Source organism: Chryseobacterium sp. NRRL B-14798 (genome assembly GCF_050470705.1).
Taxonomy (GTDB): Bacteria; Bacteroidota; Bacteroidia; order Flavobacteriales; family Weeksellaceae; genus Chryseobacterium; species Chryseobacterium cupriresistens.
The window spans coordinates 3,998,497-4,020,965 of record NZ_JBFLUL010000005.1 but is presented as its reverse complement, the minus strand read 5'-3'; the positions used below and the strand labels follow the sequence as shown (position 1 = coordinate 4,020,965).

Below are 22,469 nucleotides of genomic sequence, written 5' to 3'. Positions count from 1 at the left end.
AATTAAATTGAACTTGACGGTGGCTGTAAGCCTATGAATTAATCTTTATTTTTCAACAAGATCCATCCGGTGTATTTAATGCTGGTATCCTGCAGAGCTGGTTCTTTCCAGGTGATGACGTACCAGTAAGTTCCGGTAAACAGTTTTTTATTACTGAACATACCGTCCCATGTGTAATTGTTAAAGCGTGTCCCGGTAAAAACATTGTTTCCGTATCTGTCGTACACCATAAAAGACAGGTCTTTTTTATAAGCAAAATCTGCATACGAAATTGTATCATTAATATTATCACCATTAGGCGTAATAGCGCTGATCAGATTAATAACTGTTAATTCTACTTTTAAAGGGTCACAGTTATAAGAATCTTTTACATAAAATTTGTTCTGTCCGTTCGGGAGGTTAATGAAAATATTAGAGCTTTGCCAGCTGACACCATCAAGAGAGTATAGATAAGGAGGCTGTCCGCCGGTTACGGTAAGAGTAGCTTTATTGTTTTCAATATCAATATTTTTGATAACAGGTTTGGGAGCGGCCTTTATCGTAATATTCTGTTTGGTAAAGCAATGATCATGTTCCAGGATCACCCAGTAATTTCCCACTCCTGCATTGGAGATTGATGAGGTAGTAGCGCCTGTGCTCCATTCATATGACTGATATCCCGTTCCTGCATCCAGTGTAGTTGTAGAATTAAAACAGATAAACTGATCTTTAAGCAGAGGAGAAGGATGAGGCAGGGTAACGGTAAGAGTTACTGTTGCAATAGTATAACAACCTGTAGCATTAATTACTTTAATGTATACCGTTCCGCCGGAGGAAATGTAAACACTGGGATTCAGGATAGCATTGATACCTGCTCCAGCATCCTGGAGTGTTTTATAATATTCTTTTGTAATACCTGTTTCGCTGGTAACAGATGCCTGGGTGAGATCAAAGCTTCCTTTATCCGGAGCGGAAGCAATATAACATGACGTTAAAGATATATTCCGAACCTGCGGGGAAGGACTAAACAGGAGACTGATCTTTGCCTGGGCAGAACACCCTTCAAGCGTTGTTACTTTTACATAAATGTCTTTAGGAACAGATGATACATAAGCATTGGCTGGAATAATTTCATTAGTACCGGCAGCCAGATCTGCGGCGGTGGGATAATATTTCTTACTACTTCCCGATGGTCCTCCCACATTGGCAGAAGTGAGATCAAAAATTCCTGTTCCGTTATTATTGCAGGCCTTGATTGTAGTATTGACAACATTCACTGATTGTACGGTAATGTTTACCTTTACTTCTTCACAATCGGTAAATTCGGGAACGTTACCACAGAATTTATAAGTGAATGTATCGGCTGCAGCCCCTGTATTAGCTGTATAAGTAAGCAGTCCTGTTGTAGGGTTTACATGGAGTGTACCATTGGCTGGCGGAGTGATGATCTGTACAGTACCCGGAACCGGAGTTTGGGAAGAATTAGTAAAAGCTGGGGTTATAGTCAAAGGGGTGCCTGTCGAGCATACTGTCAGCGCTTTTGTTGTCTGTACCAGACAGGAAAATGCTTTATAAACAGGAGTTGTCGCAGGCGGACAGCTTCCTCCCACTGATACAGTCACTGTATAATTTCCCGGCTGGGTAGGAGTGTAAGTATTGCTGTTTGCTCCCGGAATAGCTGCTCCATTAAAATTCCACTGATAGGAAGAATAACTGTCATCTACCTCCAGGGTCATACCAGGAATACAGGTTCCGTTTTTCCTTGCAATAACAGGGATAGAAGAAAATCCGGCAAAATAACCACCGTAGCCTACATTTCCTTCACCGGCAGCAATTCCTGCTGTAACTGCTTGGGTAGACTGAACGGTAACATTACCTGTAATATTAGAGACAGAATAAGATACCCAATTTGCATTTCCGGTGACTGGAAACGGACCCTGTGCAGAGGTTAATGGTGTTCCGTTAACTGTTACCGTTGCCCCGGACCCGGTTATAATATTAAGCTTAACGGCAGGCGTAATAGTTGTGTAGTAAGGTAATATATTGATCATCCCTATTTCATCAATTTTCTTAGGAAGAAAACAGCTGAGAGGGGGTATATAATTGGCTCCAATAGTAATCTCAACAAATGAAGTTGAAGTTCCGGCCATAAGCTGGTAAACATAAACTCTTTTAGTTGTCCGGATCCGCATATTGTAATGTCCGCTGCTGTTCTGATTACTATAAGAAGAAGAGTTGATGTGGTAGAATTGCCCCTCATCAAGGGTGGCTATAGGATTTACATCATCATTAAGATAGACCTGTGTATTATTTTCTGTTGCCGTTACGATAGCTCCTTCTACATTGGAGGCAATCGGAGCCATTCCTTTAACGAGAACAAACTCATCTCCCAAGCGTTCAACAGGAATTGATTGATCCATTAAAATATCACCGCCATTGTTAGAATTAGTAATCTGGCCATTGAAGTTTCCGTTTGTGACACTTATGGGTTTATTAGACTCAATTTTAGCTCCAATAAAACCGCTTTGGTTTCCTGCCTGGTTTCCTGTTCCTTCTATAATATACGACTGCCCTTTTTGTAAGGTAAAAGTCATTGAAGGCGTGTTGGTACCAGTAGTCCCATTGGAGAATTGAACGGAAGCTCCATAATTAGATACTGTTACCATTGTATTGTCTTCAGTAGCAAGTACTCCACAGGTGAAATTGTTATTGGAAGAAGCTGTAGCAATAGGCCCATAAGCAACATAAAATTTGTTTCCAATACCAGCTTTTCCTTTGGACGTAAGGATTTCTCCATGATTTTTTGTGGAAAACCTGAAAGTACAGAAAAAAGGTTTGTCTCCTTTGAGATAAAGACCTCGTCCGGTTACTTTAAAAGCCTCCGATTGTAATCCTGTAATCATATGATCCACAGGAATGTCAAAAGATTGAGGATTACCTTTACTGATAGTTACAGTTCCTATGACGGTATTATTGTTATAGATTGTAACAGGAAAAGGAGTCATGGAATCTGTAGATAAAAATAAAGCCTGCTTATTGGAATCATTAAGTCTGGACATCATAGGGGCAAACCAATGTTCAGTATCTCTTTGGGAAAAAAGAGTATTGGTGGCAGACAGAAAAAGAGATACCGTAAGCAACAGCCTTCTGATCAGTATGAACCATTGCTTTATTATAGTAAAATCCGGAGTATAAACAAAGTAAAAGCCTTTCATTGAATAAGTTTATGGGGGATAAAAAACTGCCATAAAAGCGACAGATCAATTTCAGCCGCTTTTAATGGCAGAGACAACATTTATTTCTTTATAACTTTTACGGTATGAGAAGTACCGTCTTTCATTTCCATTCTTGCTACATATACTCCTGATGCCAGATCCTTTAATGAAATGATATTTTCAAAATTTCTGATCTCAGTGATAAATTGCCCGGAAGTACTGTAGATTCTGACTGATTTTAGATTTTTGCTTTCAGTAAACGTAATCACATCAGTAAAAGGATTAGGATAGATGCCGGTTTTTGTTTGGGTTGTATTCTCATGTACATTCATAGTCTGGGTAGGAGCCCATGAAATATTATCCCAGTAATATTGTGCATTCCCTGAAAGAGCATATGTATTGCGGATGGCCAGCCTTGCTCCTGCAGGAACGGTATTGGGAATCGTAACAGTGTAGTCACTGCTTCCTGTAGCTGGAGTATAGGATGTATTTGTGATATCCAGCTGCTGGATCAGAGTGAAACTGGCAGCATCCGCAGGATTGGTCATATATCCGACTTCTAATTTTCCCGTATTAACACTGCAATAAGCATTGAATTTTAAAGAATGGGTTCCGGCATTGATGTTGGTGAACACGGGTAATATGGCAATTGATATATCTCCTGCAGAAATACTGCGCTGTAATATATGTCTCGTTCCGGAAAAAGCTCCGTTTCCATTAATGTTTACGCCAGCAATTCCTGTTACAATTCTTCCCCAGCATGGAGCATTGGTTAACAGTCCTGTAGCATAGGAGTCAAAATTCTCGGATAAACCAGCCACAGTTGCGCAGAGAGTCAGGATAGAAGCAATATTACTCCATGCACTCTGATCGGAGGTGCTGCATCTTGATCTCACCCAGACATAATATGTTGTTGCAGAGTTTAATCCCTGGATAGTATAAGGATTTGCTGTTACCCCTGTTATACTAGGCGCAGTAGATGAGGTTGGAGCAATGTTGTTTGTACTGTAGTAGATATCATATCCCATTGCTGGTGCAGGAGATGGTGCTGTCCATGTAATATTCGCTGTTGCACTGGTTGCATTGGATAATACAATATTTGTCGGAGTGAAACACGTTGGTTTAGGCTCCCAGTATACATTATCCCAGTAAATACTCACAGAAGGAACTCCTCCGTGTCTTATGGCAAGTCTTGCATTGGCAGGAACGGTATTGGGCACTACAACACTGTATTCATAACCGTCATAAACCGTATTGCTGATATTCACAGATTGAATATTCACAAAAGAAGAAGCATCAGTATCACTGGTAACATAGCCAATATCTAATACTCCGGCTGTACTGCTTACTTTGGCTTTAAATCTCAACCAATGGGTTCCAGCGTTTACATTACTGAACATTGGAAGTACGGCGATGGTTGTGTTGGCTGCACCATTAGCGCTTTGATACATCGCTTTACTGTTATTCACACCACTACCGGAAGCAATAGTCTGATATCCTGTTCCCAAAATAATTCTATCCCAGCAGTCAGCGTTATTAGGCCCGCTTGCAGCATTTTCGAAATCTTCAAACATTGAAGTTTTAGCATCGCACTTGGTTTTAAATATCCCCCTTAAAGACCATGCACTTTTAGATGTACCGCAAACTGATCTCACATAAAAATAGTAAGTCGTAAAAGGCAAAAGTCCGCTGATTGGTGCTGAGACTGTATTACTGGTTCCCGATATCGGAGTAGAGGCATCCGGAATAGTAGTGGAAGAAGTATAATAATATTCATAGCTTCCTGGTGCTGTAGTTGGGGCAGTCCAGGAAATAATTGCAGAATTGTTGGTAATACCGGAAGAAGTAAGAGTTGTTGGAACAAAACAGGCCGGAGAAGCATCTATCTTCAAACTGAAATCTACAAAATTACCATAATTGTTAGGTCCGCACGGATTTACCGGATTGGGAAATGAAGTTCCGCTCTGTACCCTGATTCTATATATTCCCGATGCCTGAGAAGGCGGAATAAAAAACTGATCATCAACAACCGAATAACTTGATGGGCCTAGTGGATTCTCATAAAAATCATCAAAATCCCCGTCATTATTCCAGTCGATCCAGATATAGGATTTTACTCCTGATCCGGCAAAATCCAGATGAACGTTCACTGTTCCTCCAGGATAGGAAGTTACGATCTGACTGGAAGAATTATCTGCATAAGCCTGATATGCGGTGGCTGTATAATATAAACCTCCCTGATCAGAAAAAACAGCATTTTTTAAGTAATTGTTCTGGCCTGAAGCTCCGGCAGTAGGAACACAGTAAGTCTGTGCATTCAGTTGATAAACTGAGAGGAAGAAAATCATCCATAATAAGTAGTGTTTTCTCATTTTATTTTTATTTTTTTTAAGATTAGATACCGCCTTTATTGTCTGCGTTTTATTTCTTTTCTATATCAATGAATACAGATGATTGATTGATGTCTTAAAAATCATATATTAGATGATAGTGATATTCTCTTTAATTTCTTTTAATAATAATGGCTAATAGGTGTGATGGTTACATTGAAATTTGAGAATAAGTCTAATATTTTGAATCGACTTAAAGGTTTGAACAATATTAGCGTTATATTTGCCCCTCATCAAGGAATGTGCTTGCATAATTCACTGAATTTACAAGAATTTTAAAATTAAAATATTGTAAATCAGGCAAATGTGGTTTTGTGGTTTAAAAGGAGTAATGATAGAAATATCAGTTAAGAACAGTGGGAAAATGATCCTCATGGTAAGAAAAATGCTGAAAAGTAATATGGTAATATTGTTTTTCATTTTGTGGTGCCCGGTTTTTATAAATGGGCAGCTGGCTCCGGATTTCAGTATTTTAACCGATAAAGCATTTCAGAAATTATATCAGAATCCTGAAGAGTGTATCAGCTATTCACAAAGTCTTCTGATCAGTGATAAAAATATAGAACATAAAGTCATTCTCCGGAATATTATTTCCCAGGCTTATGCCTTACAGGGAAACTATGTGCAATCAGTAAGTATTTCCAATCAGAAGGAAGAAGATGATAAAAGAGGGAATCTTTCACAATTCATCCAATTGTTTGATGATTATAATCTGGCAGATCAGTATCAGAATTTAGGATTGTATGGGCAGTCAAAAAAAATCATTGCAGGTATTTTAAAAGATCCGGATCTGTTAAAAAGCCAGAATCCAAAAGAACGTATGGTTCTCGCCAAGTTATTTCAGCTTCAGGCTATCAATGCAGGGATGGTAAGAGACTATGAGTCTGCTGTACTGAATATGGATAAGAGTGATTCTTATCTCACTGGTACAAATGGAGAAAACAGAATTATCAGATGGGAAAATAGTATTTTCAGGTCTACTTTTCTCTTACGTCAGAACAAACTGGAAGAATCAAAAAAATTGTTTGATAGTGTCATTGCGGATATTGAAAAGCATGGAAATAATGCCTTTATCTGTGCGTTTGCTTATGAAAGTCTTTCCCGATACTATTTTATGAAAGGAGACTATAATACAGCCATCCAAAAGTTGGAAAAAGGATTCTCTGAAATCGAAAATCTTCCTTATAACGATCTGAAAATTATTTTTTACGAATTGTTTGCCCGCAACTATCTGGCTCTTAATAATGATGAAAAATATTACTACTACAATAAATTATATACAGATCTGAAAGCAAAGCTGGATTCCAACAAAAAAGAAGGGATTCAGTATGTTGTAAAGCTGCTTGAAACGTACCATAATAAAAATCTTGAATTTCAGAAACAAAATAAGATAAACCAGCTTCGGATAGCAGGAAGTATTATTTTAGTTCTTATCCTGATAATGACTGCTTATTTTCTGATTGAATCCGCAAGAGCCAAAGATCTTAAGAAGCAGCTTGTTTTTTTTGAAAAACTGAAATTCAAAGAAGAAATAACAGGAGGAGTAGCTGAAAGACCAATCGAAATTTTAAAAGAAAATAAAGCCCAGGAAAAAGATCTCTCTAAAATTTCAAAAGAAAAAGAAGAAGAAATTCTGCAGAAGCTCAAAGACTGGGAAAAATCTGACAGTTACCTGAACAAGAACATGTCGCTGGCGATCTTATCTGCTCAGACAGGGATAAATACCAAATATTTGTCGGAAGTGATCAATAATAACAAAGGAAAAAATTTTAACGGTTATATTAATGAGCTTAGAATTGATCACATTGCCCGTCTTCTGAAAACAGATCCTGCCTATCTGAATTATAAAGTAAGCTATCTGGCGGAATACGCAGGGTTTTCATCGCACGGAGCATTTACAAATGTGTTTAAATCGATCACGGGAATGTCTCCCAATACCTACATTCAGGAAATTATAAAAAATAAAAGCTGATGAAATTCTTTATCCATATCATTTTGCTAAGTGTTTTGCTTTTCCAGACAGCTCTTTCAGGACAGAAAATTTCTGATGATTCCCTGATGAAGCTTGCCAACCGTGAGATTTATAACAATCCTGATTATGCCATTAATATTGGGAAAAAGCTGCTTCAAAAGGAAAATGGGCTTGAGAAATCCATTAAAATTTATCTGATTTTGTCCACAGCGGGAATTGCCAAAAGAAACTTTGATGAATCTCTGCAATATATTCTAAAAGCAAGAGAATTGCTTCAGAAAACGAATGATCCTAAAATTCACACCAGTTTTTTGATTGCGGCTGCTGTGCAGTATCAGCAGATGGAACTCTTCAGCAAAAGTCTTGAAACACTGGATGAAGCTGATGAATATCTCACAAAACTTCCGGAAGATTCTTATCTGAGACATTTTGAAACGGCGAGAAGTTATGCATTAAGAGGAATGATTTATAAAAGTCAGTCGAATCCGGAAATAGCTCTTCAGGAATTTTTAATTGCCATCAGAAATTTCGAAAAAGTAAAAGAGCAGGAGAAAACATATTTTAACCAAAGTATCATTTATTACAATATAGGGAACTGTTATCTCAATCTGAACCAGCCCGACAATGCCGGAACAGCTTTTATGAAATCTATGAATCTGGCAAGGTTAATCAAAGCAAAAAGCCTGGAGGCATTTGCTTTAAAGGGCCTTGCGGAGATGAATAAACAAAAACATCAGAATCAGGAAGCTCTTACACTGCTGATAAAAGCTGAAGAACTGGGTAGGGAAGCGGGAGACCTGACTCTTAATGAAGGAATTTATATGGAAATGGCGGATAATTATCTGGCAATGGGAAACCCGGACCTTTATCAGGTGTACAGCAAGAAATATTTTGAAACAAAATTCAAAAGAGAGCAGAGTGAATTAAGCTCTATCAATCACGCTATTGATGTTCATAATATGGAGACTCTGAAAAAAAGTGAAAAGCTAGCCTCCCGATATGATTATTTTATGGCTGGGATGATGATTATTGGATTTTTTATACTAAGTATCTTTTCCTATTTTGTTATGAAAATCAGAAAGCAGAATAGGAAATATCAGGATGAAATTAAACAGCTTATCAGGGATTAAACAGAGATTATCCGGCTTTTATAATTTTTGGTTAAGCTTGTTCTTATTGAATTTTTTCAATCTTCTAAAAATACTATGGTTATTTATGTGGTGGTAAATCCTTTGAATCTTTTTCACCTTTCCTGTAAAGGCTCTGAGGAATGTCCAATATAGAATTTATCCAAAGATTTAGAATGAAGTATATAACAATAGCTCATAGAACTAATATAAACAAAAAGTTCAAGATTTTCGATGAAAATAAATCGTGGATATCAATTTGTATGAAGGTAATAAAAACAAAAAACCTCACAATAAAAATTGTGAGGTTTTTTGTGAGCGCGAAAGGATTCGAACCTTTGACCGTCTGCTTAGAAGGCAGATGCTCTATCCAGCTGAGCTACGCACCCTTAGAAGTTGATTCCCGCTTAGTAATAAGCACATTAAAAAGTCGGGGCGGCAGGATTCGAACCTGCGACCTCCTGGTCCCAAACCAGGCGCGATGACCGGACTACGCTACGCCCCGAATATATAGAAGAGCGGAGGGTAAGGGATTCGAACCCTTGCGACACTTTCGCGTCGACAGTTTAGCAAACTGCTCCGTTAACCACTCCGGCAACCCTCCTTTTTGTTTATTTTTTAATGATCGTTGTTCCGTTATTGCGAGTGCAAATATAGAACAGATTTCTTTATTTACCAAATAAAATTCAAGAAAATTTTGTGTATTTTTGAACTAATAAATCATCCAAAAACCAAACTGATGCGTAAAACATTATATATCATCGGATTAAGCACATTTGTTTTTTCATGTACTTCTCAGCAAAATGTGAAAAAAAATACTTACAAACCGAAAACCCCAATAACACAGGCGAAACCAACGATTCAGACAAAACCTCCGGTTGCTCCAAAACCCAAAGTTATATCTGATCATGGAGTAGAATTTTTTACGACCAATATAGCAGATCCAACAAAAAATGATAATACGGCAAGTTACGGTTCTATTGTATCTGCCAAACCGGGCGGGTATAAAGTGGTAAAAACTTATTTTCCTGCAGTGGGGCAGAATTTCAGACAGCGTTATCTGATATTGCATTATACCGCTCTTGCAGATGATAAATCAATCAGTGTTCTTACCCAACAGTCGGTAAGTGCCCATTATCTGGTAAATAATACAGGAGATAACGAGATCTATCAATTGGTAGATGAAAATAAAAGAGCATACCATGCAGGGATAAGTGCATGGAGAAATGACAAAAATCTTAATGATAATTCTATCGGTATTGAAATTGTAAATACAGGATATACTACAGATAGTACGGGTAAAAGAACTTTTGCCCCTTTTAGTGATGAGCAGGTGAAAAAAGTGGCTGCTCTGGTTAAAGATATTGTAACAAGATATCAGATCCAGCCAACAAACGTATTGGGGCATTCAGATATTGCTCCTACAAGAAAACAGGATCCGGGACCGATGTTCCCATGGAAAAAGCTCTATGACGAATATCAGGTTGGAATGTGGTATGATGAAGCTGCTAAACAGACTTATCTTGAACCTGCACAAGCCGACCTGGCAGCAAGATATAATGAGTCCAGCTTTATTTTCCTTATTCAGACTTCATTGCAGAAATTCGGATATGCAATTGATCCTAGCGGACAATGGGATGATGCTACCAAGAAAACAATTGAGGCATTCCAGTACCACTTCCGTCCACAGAATTATGACGGAATCATGGATGCTGAAACATGGGCAATACTCCAGGCTTTAAATCAAAAATATCCAGTAAAATAATTCAAATTAAAACGCATCGGTTAGATGCGTTTTTGCTATCTTTAAACGATCAAAAACAGTAAAATATCTGTAATGGAAAATTTCAGAAAAGAAAGTGATCTATTAGGCGAACTGAATGTGCCTTTAGATGCTTATTATGGGGTTCAGACGCAAAGAGCTATCAACAATTTTAAAATCTCAGGACAGCTTTTGTCTTCGTATCCGGATTTCATAAAAGGGTTGGCTTTTGTTAAAAAAGCAGCCGCAAAAACCAATTATGAATTAGGACTTCTGGACGAAAACCTGTATTTTAAAATAGCAGAAGCGTGTGATGAAATTGTAGAAGGGAAATATCATGAGCAGTTTCCGGTAGATATGATTCAGGGGGGAGCAGGAACTTCCATCAACATGAATGCGAATGAAGTGATCGCGAACATCGTATTGGAAAAATTAGGGAAAAATAAAGGAGAATACGAATTCTGTTCGCCTAATGATCATATCAACCTTTCTCAGTCTACCAATGACGCTTATCCTACAGCTATCAAAATGGGATTGCTTCAGATGAACATTGGGCTGGTAGAAAAATTAGAAAGAATTATCACTGCTTTCCGTGCAAAAGGACAGGAATTTCAGGATGTAATCAAAATGGGACGTACACAACTTCAGGATGCAGTCCCAATGACTTTAGGACAGGAATTTGAAGCGTATGCAGCCACTTTGGAAGAGGACATCTCCAAACTGAATAACAATGCCAGTCTTTTTGTAGAAGTAAATATGGGAGCTACTGCCATCGGAACAGGAATAAATGCTCCTGTAGGCTATGCAGCCCTTTGTGCTAAAAACTTAGCTCAGATAACAGGATTTCCGATTGTTTTAGCACCAGACCTTGTGGAAGCTACCCCTGATACGGGATCTTATGTGATCTACTCATCAGCAATGAAACGCCTTGCTGTGAAACTGTCAAAGATTTGTAACGATTTAAGATTACTTTCATCAGGTCCAAGAGCAGGCCTTTTTGAAATTAATCTTCCGCCAATGCAGCCGGGTTCTTCTATTATGCCGGGGAAAGTAAATCCTGTAATTCCGGAAGTGGTTAACCAAGTATGTTTCAAAGTAATCGGAAACGATCTTACAGTCACTTTTGCAGCAGAAGCAGGACAGTTACAATTGAATGTAATGGAACCGGTACTTTCTCATGCCATCATGGAAAATATCAACTTCCTTTGCAATGCTTTGGATACACTTCGCGACAAGTGTGTGGTTGGAATTACGGCCAATAAGGAAGTCTGCCTGAATATGGTGAAACACAGCATCGGAATTGTAACGGCATTGAATCCTTACATCGGGTATAAACAGTCTACACAGATTGCAAAAGAAGCTTTGGAAACCGGGAAAAGCGTTTACAATCTTGTTCTGGAAAAAGGAATTCTCTCTCAGGAAAAGCTGGACGAAATTCTTGATCCGAAGAACATGCTGAAACCGCATAACAAATAAATTCATCAACGATAAATGATCAATGGTAATTGATGCCCTCAAAAGCTTCTCATCATTGATCATTTATTATTCATCATTTATACTATAATTCGTGAGGTTTTTAATCATAATTCCTGCCCATAACGAAGAAAACAACCTTCCATTTACTCTTGATTCTTTACAACAGCAAAGCAGCAAAGATTTTAAAGTAGTGGTAGTGAATGACGGTTCTACAGACAGAACAGCTGAGGTGATCAGAAAATATACGGAAGCTGATTCCCGTTTTGAAACGGTCAACCTTCAGAAATCTGAACATCAGCCGGGATCAAAAGTGGTTCACGCTTTCAAAAACGGACTTCAGACCCAGGCTATGGATGAATTTGATATTATCTGTAAATTTGATGCCGATATCATTCTTCCGGAAAATTATCTGTCAGTAGTAGAAACAGCTTTTGCCACGCATCCGGAATTTGGATTGGTAGGAGGCCTTTTGTACATTGAAAAAGACGGAAACTGGGTATATGAGGGAAATTCCAATAAACATCATGTAAGAGGTCCTATGAAGGCCTACCGTAAAGAATGTTTTATTCAGATGGGCGGCATAAGGGAAACACTGGGTTGGGATAATATTGATTCCATTTTACTGGATAATCTTGGATGGAAAGAAGTTGTTCTTCCGGAGCTGCATGTAAAGTTGATTAAAGTAAAAGGAGCCGATTACACGATACGCCCTGCGGATTATTACGGAAAATATTTTTATTTCTTAGGGCTGAACAGGTTTCTGGCATACATCGCCTCCTCAAAAGAAGCTGTGAAAAGTAAGTCTGCTTCATTTTTCTTCGATATTATCAGGTCTTATGAAAGCTGCAGATCAAAAAAATTAGAATTGAAAATTACAAAAGAAGAACAAAAAGCCGTTAATGATCAGCGTCTGAAAATGTTGAAAAAGAAATGGCTGAAGATGTAAAAGATAAATTATTTTATACATTGTAAATGTGCATCAATAGAAACAGGCTTTAGCCCGTTTAATTAAAAAAAAAAAAATCCATTGGCTTTAGCCAAACTTAAGATATAACTCCCGTTAACCCGTGAAAAAAATAGCGTACATAGAAATAGACACTCATGCAGAAATTGCTCAGGCTTTCATGGATATTATGGAAGGTTCTGAGGATTTTGCCGTAGACTATTATTTTTCAAAAAGGATAAAAGATCAGATCAGCCATCATAACGAATCTGTTTTCTTATCAGACAGTTCCATGATTCTGGATCAGTTAAAAGGGAAAGGATATGACCTTGTGGTAATAGGAACTGTTCATCGTTATTTTAATACATTTTTTGCAGTAACAAAAAAGTACAATACAGCAGTTATTACCCATAATCTTAATTTCATAAAATCTTCAAAGCTGGACCTGATAAAAAGCGTTTTCAAAGGAGATGTTATTTTCAGGTTAAAATTGTGGCTGAAAGAAGGGTTGCTGTACAAGACCAAAGTGTATCAGACATCCCGGTCTCTTTTTGTACTGGATGAAGCATTGATTTCGGATCAATATCAGTATCTGCCGCTGTTTTATACCAGAGATTTTGACAGGACAAAAAATGAAAATCTTATGGTCGTAATTCCAGGCGGTGTTTCGCAAAAGAGAAGAGATTACGCCTATATTTTTAAAACTATTCAGAATCTCCATACAGACAGGATTTACCAGTTTGTTTTCCTTGGAAAAGCAGGCGGACACGAGTTAAAACAACTTGAAAATCTGTCCGGAAAATTACCCGAAAACATTAAAATTACCTATTTTTCAGAAAGGGTGTCCCCCGGGGATTTTGAAAAATGGATGCAGAAAGCAGACGTTTTGTGGTGTCCGATTCAGCAGGATACAGAATTCTTCAGCATGAAAGAAACCTATGGACTGACTAAAATGACAGGAAACCTGGGCGATGCCATAGCCTATGGGAAACTGGCTGTTTTTCCAGGAAATTATCCCTCAAAATTAGACTTTATTATTGCTGAAAAAGAAAATGTTCTTGAACAATTAAGCACTGTTTCGGAAACTCTATTTGATTTTTATAAAACATACAGCAGAAAAGAAGTTCAGAAGAGACTGGAACAATTTTTAACATCTTTGATCTAAAAAAGTCTGGATTATTCTCTTATTTTATCTTAAATACACTCTTGATAAACCTCATATTCAGATAATCTTCAACCGGGAAAATCTTGGTGAAGTAATTTCCGATATAGATCAGTACCAGAACAACTGCAGGTTTGTAAACAAGATTAAGCAGGTTGCTGTTGAAATTAGGAAGAACAATGGCTACTGTAATGGCTAAAGTACAGATAATAGACACGAAAATCATTTCAATACTTAAAGGCGAAACTTTAAATACAATATAATTGAAAACAATCTTCACCACATTGTAAATCGTAAGTGAAATAGCTGTAGATAAAGCAATTCCGATCAGTTTAAGTGGTGTGTTTTTAATAAAATAATAATTCAGTCCGATCGTTAATCCGGCCAGTAAAAGCATGACCAGAATATTGAATCTGTAATATTTTGAGAGTGAAATAATATTTCCATTGAATCCCGTTGCAAGGTCGATCAATACAGCAGAGCCCCAGATCCATACTACCGGCTCGTACTCTCTGAGCATGGTTCCGTTCTTTGGCATAAACTGCGTCAGATATGGAAATCCAACCATAATGCACGAGAACAACACAGCACCAAGGAAATAAAGTGTTAAAGAAGTTTTCTTATGGAACCTGTCCAGTTCTACCATATCTCCGTCTGCCAGATTTTTACTGATAATCGGAGCCGAAATATTGAATAGTCCCAGTTGGGGGATAGAGATCAGAGAAATCAAAGCATAGAGAACGGAATATATCCCGTTTTCTTCCATTCCCATAAATTCTCCAATCATAAAACTGTTGATCGCCAGATAATTTCCAAACGTTCCCAGAAATCCAAAGAAACTGTAGTTCAGGAATTCCTTCCAGAAATTATTTTTTTTGAAATAATCTGTGCTGATGTCGAACTTTATTTTTTCCAGCTTATTGGTATAATAAATATACCCGAACAGCATGAGCGCAAATATTCCGAAGAAAAAAGCCAGTGCAATATTCTGAGACAAAGAAAAATAGAAGAAAAGACAGAAAGCCCCCAGATTTGCTATTTTAGGGAAAAGATTGTCAAAGATATTCGAGACGACAATTCTTTTATAATTTGAAGTGTATTTATTGAAAATAGCACAAAGTGACAAAATTAAAATTAAGGGTAAAATAATTTTTTTAATTTTCCATGCTTCTGAATGTACAAATTTCGGATAAAAATAGGGGAGGATAAAAAATACAGTAACAAAAATGAGAAAATTGATCAGGACAGTCACAAGAGATAGTGAAAGCATATTCTGGTTTTTTCCTTCTTTCTGTAAAGCGTTAAAAAATTTTACATTCGCATAAGAAATACCAAAAACAACAAAAGGAACGAGCATTTCAGCGGTTTGCATACTGTAGCGCAGCTTTCCGTAAAATTCAAAATCATTCGGAAATATGAATATTGCGGAAACGGTGCCCAGCAAAAAACCAATATAACCGATAATGGAATATTTGAAGCCTTGTCTCGCTACTACACTCATAAAGTTGTTTTAAATGTTTTTAGGTATAAAAATAATATTGTTGATGTACTGAGTTTTATTTTTTTCGTCGTTTGTATTTTGTGTAATAATATCTTCTGTAAGATCCTCCAGCGTAAAACTGTTTCTGTTCAGATATTTGGCGTCATATCCCCAGCTCATCACTTCGGATATCTCATTCCAGATAGGCGTTTCATGGTGTCTTTGTTCCATCTCAACCATAAGGGTTGGTTTGAACTGTCTGATAGTTTCTCTCGCACCGGAAAGGGTCTTTATTTCATTTCCTTCAACGTCTATTTTGATAAAATCAAGTCTGTTGAAATGTTCAAGTGCTGCCCATTCATCCAGCTTGATCACTTTTACTTTCTCTGTATAACTTTTCTCTTCTCCCTTTTCTTTGTAAGCCGTGTTTAAAGTACCGCGGGAAGCAACCGTTTTTCCGTTTATAATGGGTACTTTGAACTCAGCAATTCTGTTTTCGTCAGAAAGAGCAAGAGGAAAGATATGCATGCCCGGAAACAGTCTTTTCAATCGTGTGCAAAGCTTTTTGTTAGGCTCAAAACCATAAATATGGTCATGATTTAACGTTTTTTCCAACTGATAAAGGAAAGTTCCTACATTCGCACCAATATCAAGGATTACAGCATTTTTAGAAAGGTATTCTTTGATCCATACCAGTTCCGGTTCTACATTACGTTCCGAAAAGTTGTTTTTATTAAGATTATTTAAAGTTTTAAAATATCTTTTTTTGTAAAAATTCGGGCTTATGTATTGTAGTTTCTCTGCAATTTTTTGGTATAAAGACATTGTTGGCTTTTTGGCGAACAGCAAAGATACATAAAAATGTAAAACTTTTCTTAAAAAATGTTAATTGTAATAGCTTGATTTTCAGTACTAAATTTTAAAATTTATTTTTGTAACCCATTGAATTTTAAGATATTCTCAATTTGTCACAGAGACATCTTTATCTTTGCAACACATGTTTTGAATATCATGGCCTTTTAAGAAGACGTGCAGTCTTCTGTTGAATCTGCGATTTGTGATCAGAAATTAAAGATATTAAAGTAAAGGAGTATTCAGAAAATCATTGAAAGGTTTCATCAGCTTGAAAACGCTGCTCATATTTTTCACTGCATTTTTGTCCAGTACTTCCACATCTTTCAGAGAGTATATCACAATAAAGTTTTTAAGCTTGAGGTATTCTGCCATAGGGTCTTCCTTTTCAAAGCCTTGTGGGACTTTCTTCAGTTTATCTTCCTGATCAAGCTCCGGAAAATGTTTTTTAAAATCTTTATTATTGAGAATTTTCAGGAAATCATCTCCATACAAAGAAATTTCCTTACGGACTTCTTTCAGGACAGAAGATTCAGGCATATAGATTCCTCCGGCTAAAAAGGATTTTCCGGGTTCAAGGTGAAGATAATAACCTCCTTTCTGATTTCCTTTTCCCATTCCCAGAGAAGCTCCGAAATTGGTTTTATAAGGTGACTTATCTTTTGAAAAACGGGTATCCCTGTAAATTCTGAACAGGGCTTTTTTACTGTCTATTCTGGCAAGTTCTTCATCAAAACCGGACATCTCTCTGGTAAGCTCATCCAGAAAGGAAACCACGTTTTGCTGCGATTCTGTGTATAAGTTTTTATTTTCATTAAACCACTCGCGGTTATTGTTTTTATTTAACTTTTTTAAAAAATCAAATGTTTTGGAAGAAATACTTGAAGACATATTGTAATAGGTGTTTTTTTGTTATTAAGTGAGATTCAAAATCTATTCTCAATCCTGGATTTCGTACCCAGAATCCCGAATCAAAGTCTCGGATATCGGATCTCGCAACCCGAACCCCGAATCCCACAGCTCAAATGTACAAAAACTATTAATGAAGGGACAATGTTTAATAGCGATAAATAAGAATATGAAAAACAAAAATTTGCATTTTATGGCTTTATTTTTGAAAATTCATAAATAACACGGAAAAAATTAATCCAATTTAATAAAAAAAAATAATGTTTAACAACTTTTTAAATCTAGGCTTCTTTTTTTAGATTTAATTTTCCAAAAATCAAAGAAATATTACAGGATTGTGAATTTAAGTTTGCATATTTAAAAATTTATTCAAAAACAAATCAAATATTTATTGTATCTTTGCAAAAATTTTAAAATAGTTAATGAATTTATTTACGGAAACCAATTTAAGTCCTGATATCCTTAAGGCAATTGGCGAACTGGGTTACGAAAGCCCAACAGAAATCCAAAAACAGACTATCCCTTTTATTCTTTCAGATATTCGCGACTTGATCGCACTTGCGCAGACAGGGACAGGCAAAACAGCAGCGTTTTCGCTTCCGATTTTGGATATGATTGACGATACGAGTCGCAAAATCCAATTATTGGTGCTTTGTCCGACACGGGAATTATGTCTTCAGATTTCGAAGGACATAAAGAATTACTCTAAGTATATGAAAGACATCAAGACAACTGCGGTTTATGGTGGAAGTAGTATTGTAGAGCAGATGAGATCTTTGAAGGATAAGCCACAGATTATCGTGGGAACTCCGGGAAGAGTAATTGATCTTATCAACAGAAAAGCATTAGATTTTTCTGCGATCCATTGGTTAGTATTAGACGAAGCTGATGAAATGCTTTCTATGGGATTCAAGGACGAATTGGAAACCATTCTAAGCGAAACCCCGGAAACGAAACAAACTTTCTTATTCTCTGCAACGATGAATAAAGAGGTGGAAAGAATTTCCAAAAATTATCTTACAAAACCACATCGTATTTCAGTAGGTTCTATCAACGAAGTGAAGAAGAACATTACTCACGAATACTATGTTGTAGGGTACCGTCAGAAAAAAGAAGCATTGAAGAGACTTATCGATGCAAATCCAAACCAGTATTCCATTATCTTCTGCAGAACGAGAATGGAAACTCAGGAGGTTGCTGATTTCTTAATGCAGAACGGATATGCCGCTGATGCTCTTCACGGTGATCTTTCTCAGGCGCAGAGAGATACGGTAATGAAGAAATTCAGATTGAAAAACATTGATATTCTTGTGGCTACAGACGTTGCCGCAAGAGGACTGGATGTAAACTCTCTTACTCACGTTATTCACTTCTCTTTACCGGATGACCCTGAAGTATTCGTTCACAGAAGCGGAAGAACAGGTAGAGCTGGAAAAGACGGTATTTCTATGGCTCTAATCAAGCCAGAAGAAAGCAGAAAACTGAAACAGATCAAATCTGCAACTAAAATTGAAATCCACGAAAGATTTATCCCTACAGGTGATGATATTATCAAAGCTCAGGTAGGAGGTGTATTTGAAAAATTATTGACAGAGCACGAAGATCTTTTCGAATTTGATGATAGCTTAATCCCGGATCTGAGCAACTTCACAAAAGAAGAACTGGTGCACCAGCTGCTACAGTTCCAGTTGAAAGATCTTGCTTTATACTACAAAGACAAGCACGACCTTGCTGAGCAGAAATTAAGCAGCAGGGATGACGATTACTCAAGAAGAGACCGTGGACGTGACAGAGACAGAGATAGAGGCAGGGACAGAGATCGCGGACGTGACAGAGACAGAGATCGTGGCGGAAAACCAAGAAGAAGAGATGAAAACATGGTAAGATTCTTCTTCAACCTTGGTAAAAAAGACCATTTGAAGAAGCTTGATGTTTTAGATATTATCAACAAAGCTACTGCTGGCGGAAAAAGCAAGAAAAGAGCGGAAATCGGTGATATCGAAATCTTAGAGAAATTCTCTTTCTTCGAAGTTGAAAAATCGTTCAAAGACAATGTATTGAGCAATATTCAATCGATGAAGTTCAAAGGAAAAGATATGAGAGCTGAAGTAGCCAACTAATCCTTCCTATACCATATAAAACCGGCATTCATGCCGGTTTTTTTATTTGATAATCAGTAGTTAAGCGAATGTTAACAAAACTTAATGTTATATAGTTTCACGTACAATCCTTTTTTAAGAAATTTGCACACGAATTATAAATACTAAAAAATGGGAATTGGTAATATTTTCCACGCTTTTCAACCAAAAGATAAAATCTTCTTTGTACTTTTCGAAAAAGTAACTGAAAATCTAGTTGCAATGTCAGAAGAATTCAACACAGGAATCAAGGATTTCGATCTTAATGACGATTCAATGTTGAAGAAAATGAGCGACTTCGAACACAAGAACGATGAACTTACTCACGAAATTTTCGTAGAATTAGGGAAAAACTTCATTACACCTTTTGACCGTGAGGATATCCACACATTGGCAACAGGGCTTGATGATATCGCTGATTATATCTACGCATCCACAAAATATATTTTCCTTTACAAATCACCTGAGATGAAGGCGTATTCAGACTTCTCTTTATTGATCCACAAAGCATGTCTTGAAATTCAGAATGCAATGAAAAACCTTAAAGGGTTCAAAAACATGGAGCAGGTGAAAGAAGCTTGTATTAAGGTGAACTCTATTGAGAATATTGCTGACGATTTGCTTTCCAACTCAATGGTAGAATTATTTGAAACCAATGATGCCATCAACATTATTAAAGTTTCATCTGTATTAAACTACCTTGAAATTGTAACAGACAAAGCAGAAGATGTTGCCAATACCATTGAGAACATCATGATTAAATACGCCTAATACATAGCAAAAAATGGAATTTCCGATTTTACTTGTAGTTATTATTGCGCTGGCCCTGATCTTCGATTATATCAATGGTTTCCATGATGCAGCCAACTCAATTGCAACTATAGTTTCTACAAAAGTTTTAACTCCATTCCAGGCTGTACTTTGGGCGGCGCTTTGGAACTTCGCAGCATTCTTTATAGCTGCTTATATTATTGGAGAATTCAAAATTGGTAATACAATTGCCAAAACAGTTAACGAGAATTTTATCACCCTTGAAGTTATATTTTCCGGTCTTGTGGCAGCTATTGCCTGGAACCTGCTTACATGGTGGTTCGGAATCCCTTCATCATCATCACATACGCTGATCGGAGGATTCCTAGGAGCAGCTCTTATGCATGCTTTCATGATGGATTATCACGATGTGGCTGCAGCCCAGCCGGATCTTGGAATGTGGGGTACTGTGAAAGAAGCTTTAAATCAGGTAACACACCAGAGTGTGGTGAAATTTGATAAAGTAATTCCTATCTTCCTGTTCATTTTCATGGCTCCGATTATAGGGATGATTATTTCAATTATCATTACCCTGATCATTGTACATCTTTATAAAAGGTCAAACCCGCACAAAGCAGACCAGTCTTTCAAAAGATTGCAGCTGGCTTCATCCGCTTTATTCAGCTTGGGACATGGTTTGAATGATGCACAGAAAGTAATGGGGATCATTGGTGCAGCGGTAATTTACTATCACGTTAATATGCTTCAGGATGTTCAGTATCTGAATATTCCTTCTGCAGAACGTTTTGATTATTTTGCGCAGCATTATATCTGGGTTCCTTTAGTTTCGTTCCTTGCCATCGGTTTAGGTACAATGAGCGGTGGTTGGAAGATCATCAAAACAATGGGTACCAAGATTACCAAAGTAACTTCATTAGAAGGAGTAAGTGCAGAAACTGCAGGTGCTATTACTTTATTCATCACAGACCACTTTGGTATTCCTGTATCTACAACCCATACGATTACAGGTTCTATCATCGGGGTAGGATTAACAAAAAGAATTTCAGCGGTAAGATGGGGAATCACTGTAAGCTTACTTTGGGCCTGGGTTCTTACCATTCCAATCTCTGCAATTGTTGCAGGAATTACCTATCTTGTGGTAACCTTCGTTTTCTAAAAAAACAAATCATATAATTATACAAACTTTGTCCTTTTGGGCAAAGTTTTTTGTTTTATAAAGCCTTGAAAAATCGTATTTTTGTTCAAATTATAAGATTTTATGGAATTTTTAGACAGATACCAGCAGATTGTTGCAGATGCCATCACTAAATATACTTTTAAAGATAAACCTTCGGAGCTCTACGAGCCGATGAATTATATTATTTCCCATGGCGGAAAACGTCTTCGTCCCATTATGGTGCTGATGGCATGTGAGATGTTCGGTGGAGATCTTAAACAGGCCATCAAGCCAGCGTTGGCTATCGAGTTTTTCCATAACTTCACCCTGATCCATGATGATATTATGGACGAAGCTCCTTTGAGAAGAAACAAGCCTACCATTCATACTTTACATGGTCTTAACGTAGGAATTCTTTCCGGAGACGGACTGATGCTGAAAGCGTACAAGTTCTTTGAAGATCTTGAACCTGAAATCTTCAAAGCTTGTATCAGAATATTTACCCACACAGGGCTTTTACTTTGCGAAGGACAGCAGTATGATATCAACTTTGAAACCCAGAAAGACGTTACTTTTGATGATTATATCAGAATGATTACCTACAAAACCGGTGTGTTGAGTGCTTCTTCATTTGAAATCGGAGCTTTGATTGCAAAAGCAGATTTTAAAGATGCGAAAGCTATTTTCAATTTCGGAAAACATATCGGAATTGCCTTCCAGATTATGGATGATTATCTTGATGTATTTGGAGATCAGGCACAGTTTGGGAAAAAACACGCCGGAGATATTTATGAAAATAAAAAAACAGTTCTGTATCTGTTAGCAAGAGAACACGCTACAGACGAAGAAAGAAAAGAACTGGACTACTGGTATTCTAAGAAGACTGAAAACGTTGATAAAGTGTACGGAGTTGAAAAGATTTTCAGAAGAACAAAAGTGGATGAAAAAGCATTACGACTGATTGAAAAACATAATGAAATCGGACAAAGCTACCTTCAGAAAATAGATGTTCCGGAAGAAAAGAAAAAACCTTTTATCGAACTGGCCAATTATTTGTTGAGAAGAGAAAGCTAATACAGGTAGCAGAGGGTAGGTCGCAGGTAGCAGCAATTTACCTGCAGCCTGTTTTCTGCAACC

At 37.2% G+C, this 22,469-nt stretch carries 15 protein-coding genes and 3 tRNA genes; 10 read left to right on the top strand and 8 right to left on the bottom strand.

Features of this window, described 5'->3' with window-relative positions; all coding sequences use genetic code 11:
- Positions 1-38: 38 nt before the first annotated feature.
- Both AB1278_RS18460 and AB1278_RS18455 read right to left on the bottom strand, forming a co-directional pair.
- Positions 39-3,194: a T9SS type B sorting domain-containing protein gene (locus AB1278_RS18460; RefSeq protein ID WP_429816246.1), complete on the bottom strand. Its 3,156-nt coding sequence runs from the start codon at positions 3,192-3,194 to the stop codon at positions 39-41.
- A gap of 80 nt (positions 3,195-3,274) precedes the next feature.
- Positions 3,275-5,566: a fibronectin type III domain-containing protein gene (locus tag AB1278_RS18455; protein ID WP_429816243.1), complete on the bottom strand. Its 2,292-nt coding sequence runs from the start codon at positions 5,564-5,566 to the stop codon at positions 3,275-3,277.
- Positions 5,567-5,915: 349 nt separating this feature from the next.
- Between AB1278_RS18455 and AB1278_RS18450 the strand changes: the two genes are divergently transcribed.
- The gene (locus AB1278_RS18450) at positions 5,916-7,556 is read left to right on the top strand and encodes a helix-turn-helix domain-containing protein (RefSeq protein WP_343643614.1); all 1,641 of its coding nucleotides are present in this window, start codon (positions 5,916-5,918) and stop codon (positions 7,554-7,556) included.
- A complete protein-coding gene (locus tag AB1278_RS18445; RefSeq protein WP_343643616.1) occupies positions 7,556-8,686 on the top strand; it encodes a tetratricopeptide repeat protein in 1,131 nt (376 codons plus the stop codon). The genes AB1278_RS18450 and AB1278_RS18445 overlap by 1 nt, the downstream gene beginning before the upstream one ends.
- A gap of 312 nt (positions 8,687-8,998) precedes the next feature.
- Here the strand turns inward: AB1278_RS18445 and AB1278_RS18440 are convergent.
- The 3 genes from AB1278_RS18440 to AB1278_RS18430 form a co-directional block, all read right to left on the bottom strand.
- Positions 8,999-9,072 (bottom strand) — tRNA-Arg (locus tag AB1278_RS18440).
- 41 nt (positions 9,073-9,113) lie between these two features.
- Positions 9,114-9,188: transfer RNA gene (locus tag AB1278_RS18435), tRNA-Pro, on the bottom strand.
- Between the two features lie 14 nt (positions 9,189-9,202).
- Positions 9,203-9,287 (bottom strand) — tRNA-Ser (locus tag AB1278_RS18430).
- Positions 9,288-9,422: 135 nt separating this feature from the next.
- On the opposite strand from AB1278_RS18430, the gene AB1278_RS18425 reads away from it, so the two are divergent.
- The 4 genes from AB1278_RS18425 (at position 9,423) to AB1278_RS18410 (ending at position 14,029) form a co-directional block, all read left to right on the top strand.
- Positions 9,423-10,448, top strand: coding sequence for an N-acetylmuramoyl-L-alanine amidase (locus AB1278_RS18425; RefSeq protein WP_343644209.1), 1,026 nt, complete (start codon positions 9,423-9,425; stop codon positions 10,446-10,448).
- Positions 10,449-10,520: 72 nt separating this feature from the next.
- Positions 10,521-11,921 carry an aspartate ammonia-lyase gene (gene aspA, locus AB1278_RS18420; protein ID WP_429816238.1) on the top strand — a complete coding sequence of 467 codons (1,401 nt, stop codon included), beginning with the start codon at positions 10,521-10,523 and terminating at the stop codon, positions 11,919-11,921.
- 91 nt (positions 11,922-12,012) lie between these two features.
- Complete coding sequence (locus AB1278_RS18415) at positions 12,013-12,867, top strand: glycosyltransferase (RefSeq protein WP_429816235.1); 855 nt, start codon at positions 12,013-12,015, stop codon at positions 12,865-12,867.
- 121 nt (positions 12,868-12,988) lie between these two features.
- Complete coding sequence (locus AB1278_RS18410; RefSeq protein ID WP_429816233.1) at positions 12,989-14,029, top strand: hypothetical protein; 1,041 nt, start codon at positions 12,989-12,991, stop codon at positions 14,027-14,029.
- Between the two features lie 19 nt (positions 14,030-14,048).
- On the opposite strand, the gene AB1278_RS18405 is transcribed toward AB1278_RS18410, so the two are convergent.
- The 3 genes from AB1278_RS18405 to AB1278_RS18395 form a co-directional block, all read right to left on the bottom strand.
- Positions 14,049-15,527: a lipopolysaccharide biosynthesis protein gene (locus AB1278_RS18405; protein WP_429816230.1), complete on the bottom strand. Its 1,479-nt coding sequence runs from the start codon at positions 15,525-15,527 to the stop codon at positions 14,049-14,051.
- 9 nt (positions 15,528-15,536) lie between these two features.
- On the bottom strand, positions 15,537-16,331 hold the full coding sequence (locus AB1278_RS18400; protein ID WP_202839813.1) for an FkbM family methyltransferase: 795 nt from the start codon (positions 16,329-16,331) through the stop codon (positions 15,537-15,539).
- Positions 16,332-16,583: 252 nt separating this feature from the next.
- The gene (locus tag AB1278_RS18395; protein WP_202839811.1) at positions 16,584-17,249 is read right to left on the bottom strand and encodes a DUF2461 domain-containing protein; all 666 of its coding nucleotides are present in this window, start codon (positions 17,247-17,249) and stop codon (positions 16,584-16,586) included.
- A gap of 440 nt (positions 17,250-17,689) precedes the next feature.
- Here AB1278_RS18395 and AB1278_RS18390 point away from each other — a divergent pair, with 440 nt between their 5' ends.
- From AB1278_RS18390 to AB1278_RS18375, 4 genes are all read left to right on the top strand, one after another.
- On the top strand, positions 17,690-19,387 hold the full coding sequence (locus tag AB1278_RS18390) for a DEAD/DEAH box helicase (RefSeq protein ID WP_202839809.1): 1,698 nt from the start codon (positions 17,690-17,692) through the stop codon (positions 19,385-19,387).
- 150 nt (positions 19,388-19,537) lie between these two features.
- Complete coding sequence (locus tag AB1278_RS18385; protein WP_027374906.1) at positions 19,538-20,176, top strand: DUF47 domain-containing protein; 639 nt, start codon at positions 19,538-19,540, stop codon at positions 20,174-20,176.
- A gap of 13 nt (positions 20,177-20,189) precedes the next feature.
- The gene (locus AB1278_RS18380) at positions 20,190-21,332 is read left to right on the top strand and encodes an inorganic phosphate transporter (RefSeq protein ID WP_429816227.1); all 1,143 of its coding nucleotides are present in this window, start codon (positions 20,190-20,192) and stop codon (positions 21,330-21,332) included.
- Between the two features lie 102 nt (positions 21,333-21,434).
- Positions 21,435-22,406 (top strand): polyprenyl synthetase family protein, encoded by a 972-nt coding sequence (locus AB1278_RS18375; RefSeq protein WP_110010795.1) that lies wholly within the window; start codon positions 21,435-21,437, stop codon positions 22,404-22,406.
- Positions 22,407-22,469 lie beyond the last annotated feature (63 nt).